Genomic DNA, 18,942 nt, shown 5'->3' with positions numbered 1-18,942 from the left:
TTTCCATTCCGAACAGGGAAGTTAAGCCCGTTTGCGCCGATGGTACTGCTATACCAAGTGGGAGAGTAGGTCGCCGCCTTCCTTGAACGCCCTTTACATCACGTAAAGGGCGTTTTTTTTGTTTTTAGCTATCTTTAGAAAAACAAAAAACAATGCTTAAACTTCGATTGACCTCCTGTATCTTTTTTATGACAATTTTTATGTTTTCCCAAGAAAACAACCTAAAAGCTTTGGTAGGCGGAACCCTAATAGATGGTTTCGGTTCTGATCCCATAAAGAACAGTGTCATTTTAATAGAAGGTGAACGAATAAAAGCAGTTGGAACAGTTGAAACATTACCTGTACCCGCTAATGCAGAAGTAATATCCACAGAAGGTATGAGTGTTCTTCCTGGCCTTTGGGATATGCATGTACATACCATGATCAATGGTCATGCGGATTATGCATATTGGGATAAAACGTATCCGCCATTATTCAAAGATGTTATCATGCCTTCTTCGGCCCATCAATTGCTTATGGCTGGAGTTACCAGTGCCAGAGACTTAGGAGCCCCTTTAGAGGAAAGTATAGCTGTTAGGGACGCAATCAATAATGGTGAGATTCCTGGGGCAACGTTATATGTTTCTGGACCATTTATCCAAAAAAAACCTTATCCAGGAACGGAGGACTTTAGATGGGGTGTTAACAGTCCTGAAGATGGCAGACGAAAGATAAAAAAGTTGGCCAATGCTGGGGTGGATGTAATCAAACTAATTGATCAAGACCAAATGACCATGGATGAGCTTCGCGCTATTGTGGATGAAGCGCATAAAAACAACTTGAAGGTTGTAGCGCATGGCCATAGACCTGAGGAAATTAGACGAGGATTGGCTGTAGGTGCTGATTGTTTTGAACACACAGGGCTTTCTTCATCTCCAAGGTATCCAGATGATGTTATGACCATGATAAAGGAACGTACTGCAGATATGAGTCAAGGACCTTTATTTTGGTGCCCTACCGTTGAGGGATTATACAATTATGAATATGTCCGCGATAACCGTGAAAAATTGGATAACGATTCGTGGCATAGAGGATTGCCAGATACTGTTATAACGGATATTAAAAACAGTATAAAACACCCAGATCGTCTACCTTATTTTCAGCTGACCCCATCAAGAAAACCCACTTTAAAAACCAAGATTCAACAATTGTTGGATGCAGGAGTGGTTTTGTTGGTAGGAACAGATAGTGGCATTCCTATGAAATTCCATAGCCAATCTACCTGGAATGAGTTAGATGTTTGGGTAAATGAATTTGGTATTGATCCTATGTACGCTATTCGTGGTGCAACGTACTGGCCAGCACTCTGGATGGGAGTTGCAGATGAAGTGGGGACCATTACACCAGGTAAATATGCGGATATTATTGCTGTAGACGGAGATGTTCTTAGATACATTAGCCTTCTTCAAGATGTGGACATGGTTATAAAGCATGGGAAGCAATACAAGTAAGAAGCGTACTCGAATAATTTTTTATCTAAAACTTCATTATGATCAACCGAGTTTTATCTACTACATGCATACTCTTTTCTTTGATTATTAACGCACAGGAAAGCAATCTTAAAGCTCTTGTTGGCGGAACATTAATTGATGGTTTTGGATCAAACCCAATAAAAAATAGTGTCATCATTATTGAGGGAGAAAAAATAGTTTCTGTAGGGAGTATGGAAAATACTACTATACCCAGTAATGCTGAGATAATTTCAACTGAGGGCATGTCGGTTTTACCTGGTCTTTGGGATATGCATGTTCACACAAAACTAGTAGGTCATTCAGATTATGGGTATTGGGATAAAGTTTATCAGCCGCTTTGGAAAGATGTAATCATGCCCGCATCTGTGCATCAACTATTAATGGCAGGAGTTACCAGTGCTAGGGATTTGGGTGCACCTTTAGAGGCAAGTATTGCTGTACGCGATGCTGTAAATAATGGAGATATCCCAGGTGCAACATTATATGTTTCTGGACCTTTTATCCAACATAAACCATATCCCGGAACTGAAAACTCTAGATGGGGAGTGGATAGCCCGGAAGATGGAAGAAGAAAAGTTAAAAAATTAGCTACTGCTGGAGTGGATGTCATTAAATTGATTGATCATGATCAAATGACGATGGATGAACTCAGAGCAGTGGTGGATGAAGCACATAAGAATAATTTAAAAGTTGTTGCCCATAGTCATCGACCTGAGGAAATTAGAAGAGGATTGGAAGTGGGTGTAGATTGCTTTGAACATACGGGACTTTCATCTGCACCAAGATACCCTGATGATGTTATGACAATGATAAAAGAGCGTACTGCAGATATGAGTCAAGGACCCTTGTTTTGGTGCCCAACGGTTGAAGTGCTATACAATTTTGAATATAATAGGGATAACTTGGAATTTATTGATGATGATTCATGGCATTTAGGATTGCCAGATAGTGTTATTGTGGATATCAAAAATAGTGTTCAGCATCCAGATAGGCTTCCTTACTTCCAATTAATGCCTTCAAGAAAGCCTACTTTGGAAACTAAAATCAACCAATTGTTGGATGCAGGTGTTGTTTTAATGATTGGAACAGACAGTGGCATTCCAATGAAATTCCACAGTCAATCGACTTGGCATGAATTAGACGTTTGGGTAAATGAGTTTGGTATAGATCCCATGTATGCCATTCGCGGAGCTACCTATTGGCCAGCACTTTGGATGGGAGTTGCTGACGAAGTTGGTACCATTACACCTGGGAAATATGCTGATATCATCGCAGTTAAAGGAGATGTGCTACGTTACATTAGTTTGCTTCAAGATGTGGATATGGTTATTAAACACGGTAAACGTTACAAATAGATTTTCTTGACTTCTGCCCTCAAATCTGTTTTAATAGAAGAAAAATGGAATGCATATTCTCACGCCTTGGGCATTGTGCTTTCCATTTTGGGTATTGTATTTTTCTTTCAGAAGGATATGACAGGAGAGCCATTTCTTTTTGAAAGTATTCTGGTTTATAGTGTATCGTTAATTCTTCTTTTTACTGCTTCAACGGTTTATCATGCTGTGCAGAATCCAAAACTTAAAAAGAAACTTCGAACACTAGATCATATAAGCATCTATTATTTGATTGCTGGTACATATACGCCAGTTTGTTTAACTGTTCTTTCGGATTCAAAAGGGTGGTTGCTCTTTTATCTCGTATGGGGTATAGCACTCTTCGGAACTATTCTAAAACTACTTTTTACTGGAAGATTTGAGGTTTTTTCGTTGGTGCTTTATGGAATAATGGGATGGTTGATTGTTATTGATGTTCCTTTTCTTTCAGAAAACATATCTACGAAGGGACTGCTTTTTCTTAGTTTAGGAGGTGCTTTTTATACGATAGGCATTGCCTTCTATGCTCTTAAAAAAATACCTTATAATCACTTGATTTGGCACTTTTTTGTGCTAGGAGGTGCTGTAAGTCATTGGTTACTTATTTGTTCGGAGGTGATTCCCTAAGCGGACAAATTATTTTATAAAAAATACGCAATCCCAATACCTAGAATAATTACAACAAGTTTACGAAGATTAAAAGAGTGTCCTTGAGAGCTTTCAAACAGGATTACGGTAGAAATATGAAGAAATACTCCAATGGCCAAGGCGGTCATTAGGTGCCCATAATGTTCCATCCATTGAGATTGCATGGCTATATAAGTTCCTAAAGGAGTCATTAATGAAAAAACTCCTATAAACAAGAGCATTGCTTGCCTTTTCATTTTGGAGTTAATTAAAAAGATGCTTAAAATGATTGCTACTGGAATTTTATGAATGACAATTCCATACAAAATAGAGTTGTTTCCGTCTACCGGAACCCCTTCGATAAGGGCATGTACAGCTAAACTTAAAAAAAGAAGTAAGGGGAACTTATTTTCTTGAAGTTCAATATGCATATGGCCATGTTCAGCTCCCTTAGAAAAGAATTCCAAAAAGACTTGAAGTAATATTCCAGCTAAAATTAATACTGCAATAGTTTTGGGGTTATTGCCTTCGTATACTTCAGGTAATAATTCAAAAAACGTTAGTGCCAATAAAAATGCACCGCTAAAAGCCAATAAAAGCTTTACATTTTTTTTGTCCTTAGGCTTTGCAATCCATACAAAAGCAAAACTCATCCAGACAGCTAAAATTGGAATTAAATAAATCATTAAAAAGGGAAAATTCATTAGCCAGGTTGAAGGGATAAAAATAGCCTATTTTTACCGAAAGATTTTTATTTAAGATGGCCGAAAACTTTAAAATGTTAGCCAAAACTTTATACGGTTTTGAACCTATTTTAGCCAAAGAATTGAGAAACTTGGGAGCTGGCCATGTGGAAGAAGGGGTTAGGAATGTTTCTTTTGAGGGAGATACTGGTTTTTTATATAAGGCAAACCTTTGTCTGCGCACTGCTTTAAAGGTAATGAAGCCTATTGCCCGTTTTAGAATAAACAATGAAAAGGAATTGTACCAGCAAGTGTACGATATTGATTGGGCAAATTATTTTAACTGTGATAAAACTTTTGCAATTGACACCACCATGCACTCTGAGGTGTTCAACAATTCTATGTTTGTTTCACAACGCGCTAAGGATGCCATAGTGGACAAGTTTAGGGCTGTTAAAAGACAAAGGCCTAGCGTTAATACAAACGACCCAGATGTGCGTATAAATATTCATATTTATAAAAACAGTTGTACCGTTTCGTTGGACAGTTCAGGGAGCTCTCTCCATCAGCGAGGGTATCGGATAGCAACAAACATAGCACCTATTAATGAGGTCTTGGCAGCTGGCTTATTGCTTAGTAGCGGATGGGATGGAAATACCGATTTTTTAGACCCGATGTGTGGTAGTGGTACTTTTTTAATCGAGGCAGGCATGATAGCCCGCAATATTCCGGCCAATATCAATAGAGCATCTTATGCATTTATGCATTGGAATGACTATGATGCAGCACTCCATGAAAAAATTGTAACAGCTAGTTTGAATAAAACACGTGAGTTTCATCATAAAATTATTGGGTATGATAAAGCGCCTTCGGCAACACGAAAGGCTCAAGAAAATGTAGATAATGCCAATCTGGCGGAATACATTACTATAGAAAGAAAGGATTTTTTCAGAACAGAAAAGCCCACAGAATCAAAGCTGCATATGGTATTTAACCCACCTTATGGGGAGCGACTTCAAATTGATGTTGAAGATTTTTACAGTAAGATTGGAGATACCCTAAAACAAAATTACCCTGGTACAAATGCCTGGTTAATAACTTCGAATCTGGAAGCATTAAAATTTGTTGGTCTTAGACCTTCGCGTAAAATAAAGGCGTTCAATGGAAAGCTTGAATCCAGACTGGTCAAATATGAAATGTACGAAGGGAGCAAGAAAGCAAAACATAATGCCGATAGTAAATGAAACCAAAACATAAGGCCTTGTTGCTTAATTTTATTGCCTTTATGGCACTTTTTCTGATTACCCGTTTGACCTTGGGGCATTATGTGCCCATGAGTCCCATTTTTTTAGCAGTAATCTCGGCAATAACTGCCACTGTTTTTGCTCCTAAATTTGGAGCTGTTAATACCCAGGGAGGCAAAAAAGTAATGATGAAATGGATTTTCATCAAAGGGGCGCGGGAGGTTTAACGTTTTATACTATTTGTCAGACCATACGGCAAGCTCATTATTTGATGGGTCAGTAAAATGAAATCTACTTCCACCGGGAAACGAAAAAATTGCCTTAGATATTTTCCCGCCCGCTGCTATAATTTTTTCTTTGATAATTTCAAGATTTTCGTGATATAATACAATCAGTGCCCCATTAACAATATCTTCCTCAGTTGTTTCAAATCCGCCTTCCAAACCACTTTCTGAAAACGCCGTATAGGTTGGTCCGTAATCCGTAAAAACCCACCCAAAACAGTTGGAATAGAATGTCTTTGTTTCTTCAAGGTTTTTTGTCTTGAATTCAACGTAATTTATAGGGGTGCTTTTAGTTTTCATATGTGAGATTTTTTGAATGTTATTATTTACGCAAGTTCTCTTTCATAAAAAATGCAAATGCAAAAATGAAGATACCATGAATCAAGGGGATTAGCACAAATAAAAGCAATCTTTCAAAACCATATTGGTTGCTATTTAAAAAGGAAAGGTCACCTTTCCAGAAAAATAACTCATACAGGATTATCAGGGCAGAATTTACAATAGCAAAAGGCCAAATCATACTCCATTTACGCATCCAGTATATGCTAATGCACAACAATGTTAGCGGAAACAAGAACACCAGATAAAGTTTCATGTTACGTTTTTAAATAAGATTAGCTGGGGTTATGCTATGGAACTATAAAGATAAGCGTGTTTGCTCAGTTTTCTTCTTCTTGGGGTAATTTCTCCTTTTTCTTTTTGGCTTTTTTATAAAATGGAAGAAAATAGGATATGGAATAATTGTAACTCACTCCAAAATTACTCCCATCGGTTACTTTGTTAAAACCGGGAACCCAAAGATTTAGAAAACGATCATCTTCTTTAGTCACTAAAAAACCCAGTCTGGCACTCATTCCAACATAAATATTGGCAAAAAGTTCTGCTTTTATACCGAAAATAAACTCTAACCATGATGCACTAAGGCCGCTGAATTCTTCTCCGGGTTGCGCTCCTGCTAAGAATCCATCTGGGTTAAAGAAACGATTGCTATCAAAAATGCTGTACTCATTTAGGGTTTGACTATAACTGGCAATGGCATACCTCCCCCCAATAAAAATGGAGTTGTTCATTCCAAACCAGTTTTCATACGTATTCATGTCCACCCCTAATTTTATATAGCTTCCAGAGGTGGTAAAATTGTACAATGGGGTATTTCCCAATCCTTCGGTTTGGGTCTTTTCTTCATTTCCTAGTTCAGCTGCCAAGTATAATTTTTCGGTTAATCTATAATCCCCTACTAGCTCAAGACCGGTGTAGTCCTCATCAATAAATGAAAACACTAACCTACTTATGTCGGCACCAACTCTTAAACCGTATTCTTGTTTATATTCTACAGTATCCTTTTGTTGAAGATCTATGGGTTCGCTCTGCCCCTTAGCAATAAAGCAAAACAGAATAAAGAATATGCTAGTGAAATATCTTGACATGGATGTTGTTGGAATTTTCAATGGTTTGTTGCACCACAGTGATGTCTTGCACCCAATTGGTAGCGCTTTCTGGGAGTGTAATGGTTAAATCTCCATAATTGGCAACAAAACCACATGCCCTTGAAATAAAGGCTTCTTGGGTTGAATATGCAATAGTTAGTGTATCTATGTTTCCAGTTTCTTCTCCTGTAGTGTCATCATCAGCAGAATCTGTAATAAAAGCAAAACTGGTGCTGGTAGCATCTATACGCAACGGAATGGCTATTGAATCCAAACTACTGGAACGGTCATCAATGGTATTGACAGTAGTATCTAAAATGGTCTCTCGGATTCTAAGTAATGGAACTTCTTTTGCCAGAGTTGTATCTGTTACATCAAAAAAGCCAATAACCAAAAGTGGTGTATCTCCATCAACACAGATGTCATCTTTTTCACAAGAAGTAACATAGATAAGGAAGGAAAGGATAAGAAAGATGGAAAGTATTTTTTTCATGCTAAAACTAAAAACAGATTTCATCAAAAACTATACCCGTTTCTCCAAAAGTACAACATTTTCAACGTGGAAAGTTTGTGGAAACATATCTACCGGTTGAACTTTTGTGACCTTGTATTTTTCATCCAACAAGGCCAAATCCCTTGCCTGGGTGGCACTGTTGCAGCTTACATACACAATTTTTTTAGGAGCCACCTGTAAAAGTTGTGCTACCACAGCTTTATGCATTCCGTCTCTAGGGGGGTCCGTAATAATAATGTCAGGTTGACCATGTTCAGCTATAAAAGCATCATTAAAGACGTTTTTCATATCTCCGACAACAAATTCAACATTGGAAATAGCATTATTACTTGCATTGGTTTTTGCATCTTCAATGGCTTCTGGAACAGATTCCACACCGACTACTTTTTTAGCTTTTTTAGATATAAACTGAGCTATGGTTCCTGTTCCTGTGTACAAGTCATACACCAGTTCATCTCCAGTTAGACCTGCAAAATCGCGAGTAACTTTGTACAGCTCGTATGCTTGTTGGGAATTTGTTTGGTAAAAAGATTTTGCATTTATTTTGAATTGAAGCCCTTCCATTTCCTCAAAAATATGATCACGACCAGCAAAACATACTACGTCTTGATCATAAATGGTATCATTTTGTTTTTGGTTAATGACATAAAGCAGGGAGGTGATATCTGGGAATTTTTGGCTAATATGATTCAGAAGTAACTCCCGCTTCTGCTGATTGTCTTCAAAAAATTGGATGAGTAGCATAATTTCTCCAGTAGAGGAAGTCCTCAATAGCATAGTTCTTAACAAACCCTGTTGTTGTCTCGGATTAAAAAATGAAAGCCCATTCTCGGTGGCAAAATTGCGAATCTCCAATCGAATCGTGTTTGATGGATCTTCTTGCAAATGACATTTTTTTATGTCCAGAATTTTATCCCACATTCCTGGAATATGGAATCCTAAAGCATTTCTATCTTCAATTTGCGCTTTTGAATTAATTTCCTCCTGAGTCAACCAACGACTATTGGAAAATGAAAATTCCATCTTGTTACGATAGAAATATTGTTTTTTAGACCCTAAAATCGGAGTCATTTCTGGCAGCTCCAGATTTCCAATACGTTTTAAGTTATTTTCTACCTCTTTCTGTTTAAAATGAAGCTGGTGCTCATAACCCATATGTTGCCATTTGCACCCTCCACAAACGCCAAAATGTTCGCATTTTGGGTCAGTTCTTTTTTCAGAAAGTGTATGGAAGTTTGTAGCGACACCTTCAAAATAGGCCTTCCTTTTTTTGGTTGTCATAACATCAACCACATCTCCAGGTACTGCATTGGAAAGAAATATTATTCTGCCATCTGGAGCTTTGCCTACTGATTTCCCTTTTGCTCCGGCATCTATTACTTCGACATGTTCAAACGTTTGTCGCCTGTTTTTTTTGCGCATGGGGCAAAAGTAAGAATAGGTTTTTATAAAGAACAAGTATCTTGTATAAATGAATTGAGGAAAAGATATTTTTTTTGAACCTTTTCAAAATTACACGGTCTATAGGGTAGAAGATATTATGAAAACAACTGAAAAAGTGTTTGATGGACTGGTAGTGTTGGAATACCAATCTGGGAATAAAAAATCCTTCCCTATTCTGGTCAACCGACATCACTTAAGATTATGCAAACAGTCCTATAGATATACCATGGATATTGAGGCCTCAAAAGACATCGTGCAAGATTCATGGAAGGTCATTATGAACAAATTGCATACCCTAAAAGAGCCCAATAGTTTCGGAAGTTGGGCTACCAAAATTGTGACACGAAAGTCTTTGGATTACATAAGTAAGGTAAAACGAGACAAGGCAAAAATTAACGACTATTCTAGAGAGTACGAAGTGGATGTTGCTGATGACACAAGGGAATCGGATTTGAAACTACTTCTTTCAGTCATAAAAGAATTACCAGAGAACCAACGTATGGTACTAAGGTTATTCTATCTGGAAGAATATTCGCTAAAAGAGATTGGTGAGATACTTGACATTTCCGTTGGAACTACAAAATCTAGATTGTTCCACGCTCGAGAACGATTAAAAACAATTTTAAAAACAAGAAAAAATGAAAAAGGATATTGAAAAAATAGATGAATTGATAAAGGAGGCCTTAACACAGGAGGAAGCAAAGTTTTATGATGAGCTTGGAGAACAAAATGTATTGGAAAAATTTGGTGGCATTTTTAAAGGAAAAATGGGCTGGTTGGCCATTATAATGAATATTATGGTGCTCGTATTTTTTGGGTTGCTGGTGTACTGTTTAATCCAATTTTTAAACGCAGAAGCCACAAATGAGCTCATCAAATGGGGGGCGGGTATGTTTACCAGTATGTTGATGATGAGTATGCTAAAGCTTTACTTTTGGATGCAAATGGACAAAAACGATATTTTACGGGAGCTTAAACGATTGGAGTTACAAATTTCCGCTTTGGCCCATAAAAAATAATGGGTACAGCGGATAAATTCATGAAAATTGAACAATTTTTAATAATTTAGCGGCTCTTCAGGGATGATTTCTCTCCCACGCTGAATTTTCGAGACTTCGAAAGGATAAAGGTATTGCAGGAATGGTTATTTTATTAATTAAACACATTTAAAATGGCTGTTTTAGAACATTTAACATCGCAGCAAGCGATAGATTTAGAAAACAAGCACGGAGCACACAATTACCATCCACTACCTGTTGTATTAAGCAGGGGAGAAGGTGTATTTGTGTGGGATGTTGAAGGCAAAAAGTATTATGACTTTTTATCCGCCTACTCCGCAGTGAACCAAGGACATTGTCACCCAAAAATTGTTGGAGCAATGACAGAGCAAGCAAAGACGTTAACATTGACCTCAAGAGCATTTCATAATGATATGTTGGGGAGGTATGAGGAGTATGCTACGTCCGTATTTGATTTTGACAAGCTTTTGCCAATGAATACTGGAGCGGAGGCTGTGGAAACCGCATTAAAGATATGCAGACGATGGGCGTACCAGAAAAAAGGGATTCCAGAGAATCAAGCGCAGCTTATTGTTTGTGAGAACAATTTTCACGGGAGAACCACTACAATCATTTCGTTTTCCAATGACCCAGTTGCAAGGGAAAACTATGGGCCTTATACAGAGGGTTTCATAAAAATTGAGTATGATAATTTATCAGCCTTAAAAAACGCCTTAGAGAACAATCCAAATGTTGCAGGATTTTTAGTAGAGCCTATTCAGGGTGAAGCAGGAGTTTATGTGCCATCCGAAGGATACTTATCAAAAGCAAAAGCATTATGCGAAGAATACAACGTGCTTTTTATTGCAGATGAAGTTCAAACTGGAATTGCAAGAACAGGCAAAATGTTGGCAGTTGATCATGAAAATGTGAAACCAGATATGTTGATTTTAGGTAAAGCCCTTTCTGGGGGAGCATATCCTGTTTCTGCTGTTTTGGCAAATGATGATATCATGGACGTTATTACTCCAGGAAGCCATGGAAGTACGTTTGGAGGCAATCCAGTTGCCGCAGCAGTTGCTATTGCCGCTCTTGAAGTGGTTAAAGATGAGGCACTGGCCCAAAATGCCTTTGAATTGGGAGAGCTCTTTAGAAATGAACTTAACAAGTTTATAGATACCTGTGACTTGGTTGTAAAAGTTCGTGGTAAAGGGTTGTTAAATGCAATTTTAATTAATGACACAGAAGATAGTTCAACTGCTTGGAATATTTGCTTGGCATTAAAAGAAAATGGTCTTTTGGCAAAACCAACCCATGGTAACATTATTAGGTTTGCACCCCCATTGGTGATGAACCACGAGCAACTAATGGATTGTGTATCCATTATTATAAGAACACTACAAGAATTTGAAAAATAAAAAAAGCCCCTTAAAAGGGGCTTTTTCAATATTAAAACTTAAGTTAATTAAGGAGCCGAAGTTCCCCCTTTTGATTTTGATCTACGCAATTGGCGCTGTATTTTTTTTATTGCAGATTCTATAGATTTTTCAGGTTCAATAATATTGTATTCACCCCAAAAATCTGGATCAGAAAAACCAAGAGCTTCATCGCTTAAAATTATTGACTTTTTAATACGTTCCCTATTTTTTGGTAACTGTCCGGTAATGTTCTTTTCCCAGTCCGTAACGGCCATTTCTGCTGTCATACTGTAAACAGAGTTGAACAATTTATCTTTCCAATCCACTTTAAATTCCAAAAGAACATTGCTATAGCCATAATACCATTTTCCGCCTTTTTCCCTGTAATCTACACGGTAAGCTACTTCGGTAGGCCATACATCCACTTTTGCTGGTTTTCTTCGAACAAAAAGTCGGGCCGCTTTTTCTTTATCAGTAATGTTTAAGGTATATATGGCACTTGTAAGGGTCTTGTTCTCCACATCAATAAATAACTCCCCTGCATACAGTGGTTCTAAAATGGTTTCCAATTGATTGAATTTAATCACATAAATTAGCTTGTCATTGATTCTGGTAGAACGACTAAACGTAAATTTATAGTCAGAAATAGATCCTTCGGAGAAAATATACTCTGGGTACTTTATGATATCAACATATAACGCATTAAAAGGACCTCCTTGCAGTTTGAGGGCCACCGTATCCAATTTACTGTAATCTGTACTTTTTCTTGCCTTGTATAGCTCTACTGCATCCTTGCGAAGCGAATTATAGGGCGTTTTATAAATATTGACCACGGCTTCTGATAGGGATACGTTTTTTCTTCTCTTTTTGATAGTTTCCCGGTAAAATGCTGTCATTAAAGTGGGATCTTCAAAATAATTGTCCCCTTTTCTGGACAATGTTTCCCTAACCAATGCCGCCGCATCCTTTGGGGCATTAATATTTACTTCTGAAAGCTCTGTAACAGAAACTATAAGAGAAATTTTGTTTTTGTTTGATTTTAATTGAGATAATGGTATGGTTTTGCTTTTATAGCCTAAAAAGGAAACGACCACGGTGCCATCTGTAATACTTTCCGGGATTTTTAAAAGAAAGCCCCCTTCAGTATTGGTAATTGTACTAATATTGGTGCCTTCTACCGAAAGTGTCGCAAAAACTAAAGGTTTGCTAGACGATCCATCAATTACTTCTCCTTTGTATTGTTTATAGTTTTCAGCCTTATTTTGTTCCTGAAATGCGAACGCACTTGTCGTTCCAAACGCCAAAACATATAATATTGAGCATACTATTGTAAGGGTCTTTTTCTGAATTCCTGAATATGTCCTGTACATAACTTCCGCGGTTTTTGAGTTAAAAACAACTACTCTAAATTAATGATTTTTAATGATATAAAGGGTTGATTGCACGTTTCATTTACTAAACGAAACCTATTTCAATTTTTTAGCTTAAATAGCGGCAGATGATGCATGGGACTTCGCTATGAAAAGCGCGTTCCTAGTCGTGGGTAATTATATGGCCTTACGCCAAAAACGTATAATCTTTTTTAAAACAGATATTTCTTAGTCTACCATAAAAAGTGCATTGGCAAAAAACAGCTTTCCGTTTTCCCAAAAACCTCTAAATAGGGGGTTGTCCACCATATAAACTACTTGACCTTGCCCATGTTGTTCAACACCAAAAACTAAGGATTTGGCAACTTTTTTCTGGGCATCACTGCCTGCAAATCCAGAAACCGGTGCAGTATTGCTTTCGAGGTAAACGGCATTACCGTTTTTTAAGTAGTTATAGCTGGCACTGCCTAATTTAAGGGTAAAATAGTCCGTCGCATATCCGTATGCCAATGGGTGGCTAGTATCCACTTTCGTTTTAAAAATGGCTCCTGTAATAGCATTTTTCATACGTTCCCTTTGCGTACTTTTATGTGGTTTTGGTTTGCTCTCTGCTGAATCTTTGGCAACCTCTTTCTTTTTGATGTTGAACCCTTTTTCACTAGCAAGGCCGTCAATTGCTCCTCCCATAGCGATAAGCTTTCCACCACTTTTAACCCAAGTTTTCAACTTTTTTAGTTGCTTTTCGTTGAAGAAATCACTGTAACGACCTCCTGGAAGCACTAAAACGTGGTAGTCATTCAAATCCACACGATCTATATAGTCAGCATCCAAAACGGAAAGCGGATAATGCAATTGTTGCTCAAAAAAGTGCCATATTTCACCAAAACGATATGTTGAAGTGGGTTTCCCGGACAATACTGCGATTTTTGGCTTGGTAATCATTTGAACATAGGCGGAACCAAAATCTTTACCAGAATCCACAAAACCAGTAGAGGTGGAGTTTAAAAGAATTTTGTGCTTGAAGGCTATTTCCGTAAGCATTGAAATGAAATCTTCTTTATGCTGGTTATCCCCTTTGGTAATAATTAAGCTACCTCTTTTGTATGATGTTCCATCAATGGAAAAAGGATGATCGGTTTTGCGTACACGGATGCCATTCTTTAATAAATCCGCTAAAAAGCGGGCATCTTTCATACTTCTCCAATGTGACACATACGCATATGCATCAGAACTAATGTTAGCACCTTTAGGAGGTAAAACAGTCCATCCTCCTGCAGGTTGTGAATTTACAGCAGCAGTGGAAGCAACTGCATTAAGTCCATAGGCATAGGGCAACGACCAAGCCGTGATGTCATACGTAAGAGAATCACTGAGCTTGGCATTGGGTTCAAACAACACCTTAACCAAAGTTCCTTTGGGTTGATTTGTGGACACCACAAGACTATTTTCATTTGTTGGCATACTTCCATTAGCACCGGAATTATAGCGTAATCCTTTAACTGAACCCTTGGAAGCCCTTCCAAAATGGATATTATGTTTTGAAAGTAATTGGGTCAAAGCATCAATTTTGTCATTTTCCCCACTGAGCACATAGCTCTTATACTTGAAGTTTTTGTTTTGATAGAATTTTCTAAACTCGCTGTTTAGTTTATCTGCATTTTTTGATGAGACCTCTATTGTGGATAGCCCTGTAGTATAGTGATGGGCAAGACGATCTTTTAAAGTTAGGGTGTCTCCAATTCTTGTGATTACCCCTAGACCTCCACGGCCACTTCCACCTTGTTCATATGTCATTCCAATTGCGCCATTATAGGTAGGGTAAGTGTCTCCGTAACTGGGATAGAAAAGATCAAACATTTCTTTAGTAAAATAGAACCAGCCCTTGGCATCAAAATATTTCGCATGGTTTTTTCCTAGGGTAACCTGAAAATCTCTTTGAAAATTGGTAACCACTTCGTGATATGGCTCCGCAGCCGGGGCAAAAAAGTACGGATTGTCCACCCCTTGCTCATGAAAATCAACATGCACATGCGGTAACCATTCATTATATACTTTTAATCGCTGTTGGCTTTCTATCTGTGTCAACCATGCCCAATCACGGTTTAAATCGAACATATAGTGGTTGCTCCTTCCGTTCCACCAGCCTTCATTGTGTTCTTTACTGTTTGGGTCTACCTGGTGAGGTGAATTTTTATATTGATTGTACCAATTGCTATAACGATCTCTACCATCAGGATTTATACATGGGTCCATAATGATCACCGTATTTTCGAGATAAGCACTTTTGGTCGTTAATAAATCATAAATAGTTTGCATGGAAGCCTCCGTACTCACACTTTCATTGCCATGTACATTATAGCTCAGCCAGACTATCGCTTTGGATGAATTTCCTGTTCCTTCAGTATCTTTTAAGTGCTCTTGTCTTATGCTCTCCAGGTTGGAAATGTTATCGGCAGAAGAAACATACGCCAATAGCAAAGGTCTACGCTCGTTGGTTTGCCCGTAAATGGTCAGTTTAACCTTATCCGAGGCTTCCTTGGCCAAATATTCATAATAGTCCACCACCTCATGATGTCTTGTAAATTGGGTGCCAAGTTCGTATCCCAAAAACTCCGATGGGGATTTTAGTTGTGCTATTGTCGAAAACGAAATAAGAACAAATAATAAAAGTAGAAATCTTGTCATGTACAGGTCAATTAGTGAGACTCAAATCTAACAATAAATTCCAGAATTGCCACTTTTGTAACCATAGCATGTGGTAAAAACAGAAAACGTAATTAACGTATTTTTAGGAACTGAAAAAAAGAAGAGGTTTATCTTTAACGCCAGATTAAAGCTTTAATGGAAGTAGATTGTATACCCTTTAAGGACACAGGTTATTTTTCTAAACTAATTTGTGATTATCTCGACCAACGAGAAGACCTGGGACCATTTTTTAACAGATTTCCCGAATTAGAAAATTTTAGGGATCAAATAAAAGAGAAAGAAGCCAATTATCCAGAAACCAACAGAGCCATTCTGGTAAATGCGCTTACCGCACAGTATAATGGTTTTGAGGTTTCCGAATCAACGGCAAATCATATTCAACAACTGGCTGATAAAAAAACGTTTACTGTAGTTACAGGGCATCAATTGAATCTTTTTACGGGGCCTTTGTACTTTTTGTACAAGATTATTTCCACCATCAACTTAACAAAGCAATTAAAGGAACGGTATAAGGAGTATGAGTTTGTTCCCATTTACTGGATGGCCACGGAAGATCATGATTTTGATGAGATAAATTACTTCAATTTTAAAGGCCAAAAAGTTCAGTGGACAAAGGAAGCTTCGGGTGCAGTTGGACGATTTGATACAAAAAAACTGGATGATGTCTTTGAAACCTTTTCTGCTTCATTGGGCAATACAGGTTTCGCAAACGAACTAAAAAGCTTGTTTAAAAAGGCGTATTTGGGGCATAGCAATCTTGCGGATGCAACAAGATATTTGGCAAATGAACTCTTTGGGGCATACGGTTTGGTTATTGTAGATGGTGACGATGCAGCACTAAAAAAACTATTGGTTCCTTTTGCGAAGCAAGATATTTTTGAAAACCTTCCATTTAAAAAAGTATCAGAGTCTATTGATAATTTGGCTAGGGTGTCTTCAGATTATACTATCCAAGTAAATCCGCGGGAGATAAATTACTTCTATCTACAGGATGGTCTACGGGAACGAATTATTGAGAAAGACGGGGTTTTCGAGGTAAATAATACAGAGATAAGATTTTCCCAGCAGGATTTACAACAAGAGCTTGACGCACATCCTGAACGGTTTTCGCCAAATGTTATAGCTCGTCCCTTATATCAAGAAGTTATTTTGCCAAACCTCTGCTATATTGGAGGAGGTGGAGAGTTGGCTTATTGGTTAGAGCTGAAATCCTATTTTGAAGCAATGAATATTGCATTTCCATGTCTACTGTTAAGGAATTCAGCACTTATAATGAGCAAAAAACAGGCTAAAAAAATTGAAAATCTGGACTTAAAAATAACTGACCTTTTTTTAGGTCAACACAGTTTTATCAACAAAAAAATCAGGGAAATTTCCAATATCGACATCGATTTTTCACCACAGAAACAGCTTCTGGAAGAACAGTTTCTGAACCTTTATCAACTAGCCGAAGAAACAGATAAAACCTTTTTGGGCGCTGTAAAAGCGCAGGAAGTAAAACAGAAAAAGGGACTGGATGCATTGGAAAAAAGATTGTTGCAGGCGCAAAAACGAAAGTTGAAAGATCATGTAATCCGAATGACCGACATGCAAAACGAGCTTTTTCCCAATCAATCCCTACAAGAAAGACAACTTAATTTTTCAGAACTATATTTAGAATTGGGACCTGGCCTTATTCCAGCATTAATGAAAAGTTTAAGCCCACTCTCAAATAGCTTCACACTTTTAAAAACTACTTAGGTGTGTTTGGGAATGGAAAAAAGATACAATTAGTATGGTTATTGGCATCCGTATCCTTAGTTTCCATAGTCGTAATTAGTTATTTAAAAGCCTCCTTGGAACTGGAAGATGCGGAACAAGCCTATTATTCGCAATGGTGGAGATTAGGTTACGATGATCAGCCACCTTTGTATACTTGGATTCAGAAACTTGTTAATTCTCTTTTCGGCGTATCCAAATTCTCTTTTTCCTTTTTTCGGGGACTGTTATTTGGAACAACATTATTACTGTTATATGCTACTGCCAAAAGAACTTTGTCGGACAAGTTTAGGGCTGAAATGGTTGTGCTTGGCACAGTCTTGATTCCGGTTTTTATCGATTTCACCTATAGAAGATTGTCCCATACATTGCTACTTTGCTTGATTGTTTTGTTGACGTATTTCGTTATTCGGAAACTGATTGATAAAAAGTCCATGCGAAATTATGCCCTACTTGGAATCTGTTTCGGTTTGGGAATGCTCACGAAATACAATTATTCTTTGTTCTTATTAGCATTGTTAGCAGCTTCTTTTTTTGATGTTTCCCTGAAACAGGTGGTTTGGAACAGAAAAATTTTGATGTCTTCCTTAATTGCATTACTTCTTTTCTCACCACATTTTTATTGGTTACTAAAAGCTGACTACGTTAGTTTTATCAATAACAGCCTCCGAGTAAAGCTGGAAACCGATACCCAGGGAATTTTAATACTAACGCCAATGTTGGAAATAGTAAAAGCACTTTTAGAAATTTATTGGCCCATTATATTGATTTCCGTAGTATTAATTTTATTGAAGAGAGCCCGTTGGAAGACTGAAAACCAACTAAAATGGTTAGTTACTATGGGGCTGGTACAAATAGCCGTTTTTCTGTTGTTTTTTGTGTTTTTAGATGTTCAGGAGATACATTCACGTTGGTTACTTCCGATGCTATTACCGTTTCTGATACTACTCATAAACGGATTGGATTTTACCGCCAAAAGCATAAGAAAGTGGGGTATTTTCATCTTTTTATTGGTAATATGCTTTCAAATTTTAAGAACTCCGGCAGAGCGATTATTGGGGATTCCCTCGGACATTCATTTTGACTATTCCAAGCTGTCCCGTAAGCTTAATGCGGCGCATTCAGATGCTGTTTGGGTCTTGCCAAATGTTACATACGGGGGGCAAATACGATTGCTTAATCCAAATAAGGAACTATTTACATTGGATGATTTCTCTATTCAGCATGCCAACAAGAAGATTAAAAAGCAAGTGGTTGTTTCACCATTGAATGACTTTTTCGACAACTTAAACATAAAGGACAGTTTGCTACAGTATGGTCCAGAGAAGGAGCATTTCTACTTTTTTGAAGGCAATTCAGCCGAAATTCCATTTTTTCCTCAAAGTCCTTAAAACGGGAACAATACCCATGTTTTAGAGACTTTTGAAGTTTTTTTCAAAAAAAGTATAGATTTTAAGTAGGGTATTTAAAGAGGTAGTTGTTTTACTAGTGAAAATTGCTATGAAATTTTCAAAGATATGAGTAGGTTAACTCATATGTTTAGGTTGGTTTTGATTTTATTTTAAAAGCCTCGGAGTGGTTCCCGA

17 protein-coding genes and 1 rRNA gene are annotated in these 18,942 nt (G+C 37.6%); 11 read left to right on the top strand and 7 right to left on the bottom strand.

Translation table 11 applies throughout. The annotated features are described in order from the left end of the window. From rrf to trhA, 4 genes are all read left to right on the top strand, one after another. Nucleotides 1-82: ribosomal RNA gene (rrf, locus tag FVB32_RS17105) — 5S ribosomal RNA — on the top strand; the annotation flags it as partial. 70 nt (nt 83-152) lie between these two features. After that, nucleotides 153-1,490, top strand: a complete 1,338-nt coding sequence (locus FVB32_RS17100) for an amidohydrolase family protein (RefSeq protein ID WP_147745040.1) — start codon at nt 153-155, stop codon at nt 1,488-1,490. A 38-nt stretch (nt 1,491-1,528) separates the two neighbouring features. After that, nucleotides 1,529-2,866, top strand: a complete 1,338-nt coding sequence (locus FVB32_RS17095) for an amidohydrolase family protein (RefSeq protein ID WP_147745039.1) — start codon at nt 1,529-1,531, stop codon at nt 2,864-2,866. 6 nt (nt 2,867-2,872) lie between these two features. Next, nucleotides 2,873-3,511 (top strand): PAQR family membrane homeostasis protein TrhA, encoded by a 639-nt coding sequence (trhA, locus tag FVB32_RS17090; protein WP_147745038.1) that lies wholly within the window; start codon nt 2,873-2,875, stop codon nt 3,509-3,511. Nucleotides 3,512-3,525: 14 nt separating this feature from the next. Here trhA and FVB32_RS17085 read toward each other — a convergent pair whose 3' ends face one another. Then, nucleotides 3,526-4,215 (bottom strand): ZIP family metal transporter, encoded by a 690-nt coding sequence (locus FVB32_RS17085; RefSeq protein ID WP_147745037.1) that lies wholly within the window; start codon nt 4,213-4,215, stop codon nt 3,526-3,528. Between the two features lie 56 nt (nt 4,216-4,271). On the opposite strand from FVB32_RS17085, the gene FVB32_RS17080 reads away from it, so the two are divergent. Both FVB32_RS17080 and FVB32_RS17075 read left to right on the top strand, forming a co-directional pair. Next, complete coding sequence (locus tag FVB32_RS17080) at nt 4,272-5,438, top strand: THUMP domain-containing class I SAM-dependent RNA methyltransferase (RefSeq protein WP_147745036.1); 1,167 nt, start codon at nt 4,272-4,274, stop codon at nt 5,436-5,438. Then, entirely contained in the window at nt 5,435-5,665 is a 231-nt protein-coding gene (locus tag FVB32_RS17075) for a hypothetical protein (protein WP_147745035.1), read from the top strand. The genes FVB32_RS17080 and FVB32_RS17075 overlap by 4 nt, the downstream gene beginning before the upstream one ends. A 9-nt stretch (nt 5,666-5,674) precedes the next feature. On the opposite strand, the gene FVB32_RS17070 is transcribed toward FVB32_RS17075, so the two are convergent. The 4 genes from FVB32_RS17070 to rlmD all read right to left on the bottom strand — a co-directional run bounded on the left by FVB32_RS17070 (nt 5,675) and on the right by rlmD (nt 9,085). After that, nucleotides 5,675-6,022, bottom strand: a complete 348-nt coding sequence (locus FVB32_RS17070) for a VOC family protein (RefSeq protein WP_147745034.1) — start codon at nt 6,020-6,022, stop codon at nt 5,675-5,677. Between the two features lie 359 nt (nt 6,023-6,381). Next, the gene (locus FVB32_RS17065) at nt 6,382-7,149 is read right to left on the bottom strand and encodes a DUF6048 family protein (protein ID WP_147745033.1); all 768 of its coding nucleotides are present in this window, start codon (nt 7,147-7,149) and stop codon (nt 6,382-6,384) included. After that, on the bottom strand, nt 7,130-7,642 hold the full coding sequence (locus FVB32_RS17060; RefSeq protein WP_147745032.1) for a DUF6452 family protein: 513 nt from the start codon (nt 7,640-7,642) through the stop codon (nt 7,130-7,132). Before FVB32_RS17060 ends, FVB32_RS17065 begins: the two co-directional genes overlap by 20 nt. A gap of 30 nt (nt 7,643-7,672) precedes the next feature. Further along, nucleotides 7,673-9,085 (bottom strand): 23S rRNA (uracil(1939)-C(5))-methyltransferase RlmD, encoded by a 1,413-nt coding sequence (gene rlmD / locus FVB32_RS17055; RefSeq protein ID WP_147745031.1) that lies wholly within the window; start codon nt 9,083-9,085, stop codon nt 7,673-7,675. Nucleotides 9,086-9,203: 118 nt separating this feature from the next. Here rlmD and FVB32_RS17050 point away from each other — a divergent pair, with 118 nt between their 5' ends. From FVB32_RS17050 to rocD, 3 genes are all read left to right on the top strand, one after another. Continuing rightward, complete coding sequence (locus tag FVB32_RS17050) at nt 9,204-9,761, top strand: RNA polymerase sigma factor (RefSeq protein ID WP_147745030.1); 558 nt, start codon at nt 9,204-9,206, stop codon at nt 9,759-9,761. Next, nucleotides 9,745-10,125, top strand: a complete 381-nt coding sequence (locus FVB32_RS17045) for a DUF6768 family protein (protein WP_147745029.1) — start codon at nt 9,745-9,747, stop codon at nt 10,123-10,125. Before FVB32_RS17050 ends, FVB32_RS17045 begins: the two co-directional genes overlap by 17 nt. Before the next feature lie 152 nt (nt 10,126-10,277). After that, nucleotides 10,278-11,522 (top strand): ornithine--oxo-acid transaminase, encoded by a 1,245-nt coding sequence (rocD, locus tag FVB32_RS17040; protein WP_147745028.1) that lies wholly within the window; start codon nt 10,278-10,280, stop codon nt 11,520-11,522. 47 nt (nt 11,523-11,569) lie between these two features. Here the strand turns inward: rocD and FVB32_RS17035 are convergent, their stop codons facing one another. Both FVB32_RS17035 and FVB32_RS17030 read right to left on the bottom strand, forming a co-directional pair. Continuing rightward, on the bottom strand, nt 11,570-12,892 hold the full coding sequence (locus tag FVB32_RS17035; protein ID WP_147745027.1) for a carboxypeptidase-like regulatory domain-containing protein: 1,323 nt from the start codon (nt 12,890-12,892) through the stop codon (nt 11,570-11,572). A gap of 228 nt (nt 12,893-13,120) precedes the next feature. Next, nucleotides 13,121-15,577 carry a M14 family metallopeptidase gene (locus FVB32_RS17030; RefSeq protein ID WP_147745026.1) on the bottom strand — a complete coding sequence of 819 codons (2,457 nt, stop codon included), beginning with the start codon at nt 15,575-15,577 and terminating at the stop codon, nt 13,121-13,123. A 156-nt stretch (nt 15,578-15,733) separates the two neighbouring features. On the opposite strand from FVB32_RS17030, the gene bshC reads away from it, so the two are divergent. Then, nucleotides 15,734-17,338, top strand: a complete 1,605-nt coding sequence (gene bshC / locus FVB32_RS17025; RefSeq protein WP_147745025.1) for a bacillithiol biosynthesis cysteine-adding enzyme BshC — start codon at nt 15,734-15,736, stop codon at nt 17,336-17,338. A 2-nt stretch (nt 17,339-17,340) separates the two neighbouring features. Beyond that, nucleotides 17,341-18,747 carry a glycosyltransferase family 39 protein gene (locus FVB32_RS17020; RefSeq protein ID WP_147745024.1) on the top strand — a complete coding sequence of 469 codons (1,407 nt, stop codon included), beginning with the start codon at nt 17,341-17,343 and terminating at the stop codon, nt 18,745-18,747. The last annotated feature ends 195 nt before the right edge of the window (nt 18,748-18,942 follow it).

The sequence above is a fragment of the Flagellimonas hymeniacidonis genome (genome assembly GCF_008040165.1).
In the GTDB taxonomy this organism is placed as follows: Bacteria; Bacteroidota; Bacteroidia; order Flavobacteriales; family Flavobacteriaceae; genus Flagellimonas; species Flagellimonas hymeniacidonis.
This window is presented reverse-complemented; position numbering and strand designations above follow the sequence as displayed.

Coding starts and splice junctions, on each gene's coding strand:
- FVB32_RS17085 (WP_147745037.1), bottom strand. CDS start 4,215: ATGAATTTTCCCTTTTTAATGATTTATTTAATTCCAATTTTAGCTGTC.
- FVB32_RS17065 (WP_147745033.1), bottom strand. CDS start 7,149: ATGTCAAGATATTTCACTAGCATATTCTTTATTCTGTTTTGCTTTATT.
- FVB32_RS17045 (WP_147745029.1), top strand. CDS start 9,745: ATGAAAAAGGATATTGAAAAAATAGATGAATTGATAAAGGAGGCCTTA.
- FVB32_RS17070 (WP_147745034.1), bottom strand. CDS start 6,022: ATGAAAACTAAAAGCACCCCTATAAATTACGTTGAATTCAAGACAAAA.
- FVB32_RS17060 (WP_147745032.1), bottom strand. CDS start 7,642: ATGAAAAAAATACTTTCCATCTTTCTTATCCTTTCCTTCCTTATCTAT.
- rocD (WP_147745028.1), top strand. CDS start 10,278: ATGGCTGTTTTAGAACATTTAACATCGCAGCAAGCGATAGATTTAGAA.
- FVB32_RS17080 (WP_147745036.1), top strand. CDS start 4,272: ATGGCCGAAAACTTTAAAATGTTAGCCAAAACTTTATACGGTTTTGAA.
- FVB32_RS17095 (WP_147745039.1), top strand. CDS start 1,529: ATGATCAACCGAGTTTTATCTACTACATGCATACTCTTTTCTTTGATT.
- FVB32_RS17035 (WP_147745027.1), bottom strand. CDS start 12,892: ATGTACAGGACATATTCAGGAATTCAGAAAAAGACCCTTACAATAGTA.
- rlmD (WP_147745031.1), bottom strand. CDS start 9,085: ATGCGCAAAAAAAACAGGCGACAAACGTTTGAACATGTCGAAGTAATA.
- FVB32_RS17030 (WP_147745026.1), bottom strand. CDS start 15,577: ATGACAAGATTTCTACTTTTATTATTTGTTCTTATTTCGTTTTCGACA.
- FVB32_RS17075 (WP_147745035.1), top strand. CDS start 5,435: ATGAAACCAAAACATAAGGCCTTGTTGCTTAATTTTATTGCCTTTATG.
- FVB32_RS17100 (WP_147745040.1), top strand. CDS start 153: ATGCTTAAACTTCGATTGACCTCCTGTATCTTTTTTATGACAATTTTT.
- FVB32_RS17050 (WP_147745030.1), top strand. CDS start 9,204: ATGAAAACAACTGAAAAAGTGTTTGATGGACTGGTAGTGTTGGAATAC.
- bshC (WP_147745025.1), top strand. CDS start 15,734: ATGGAAGTAGATTGTATACCCTTTAAGGACACAGGTTATTTTTCTAAA.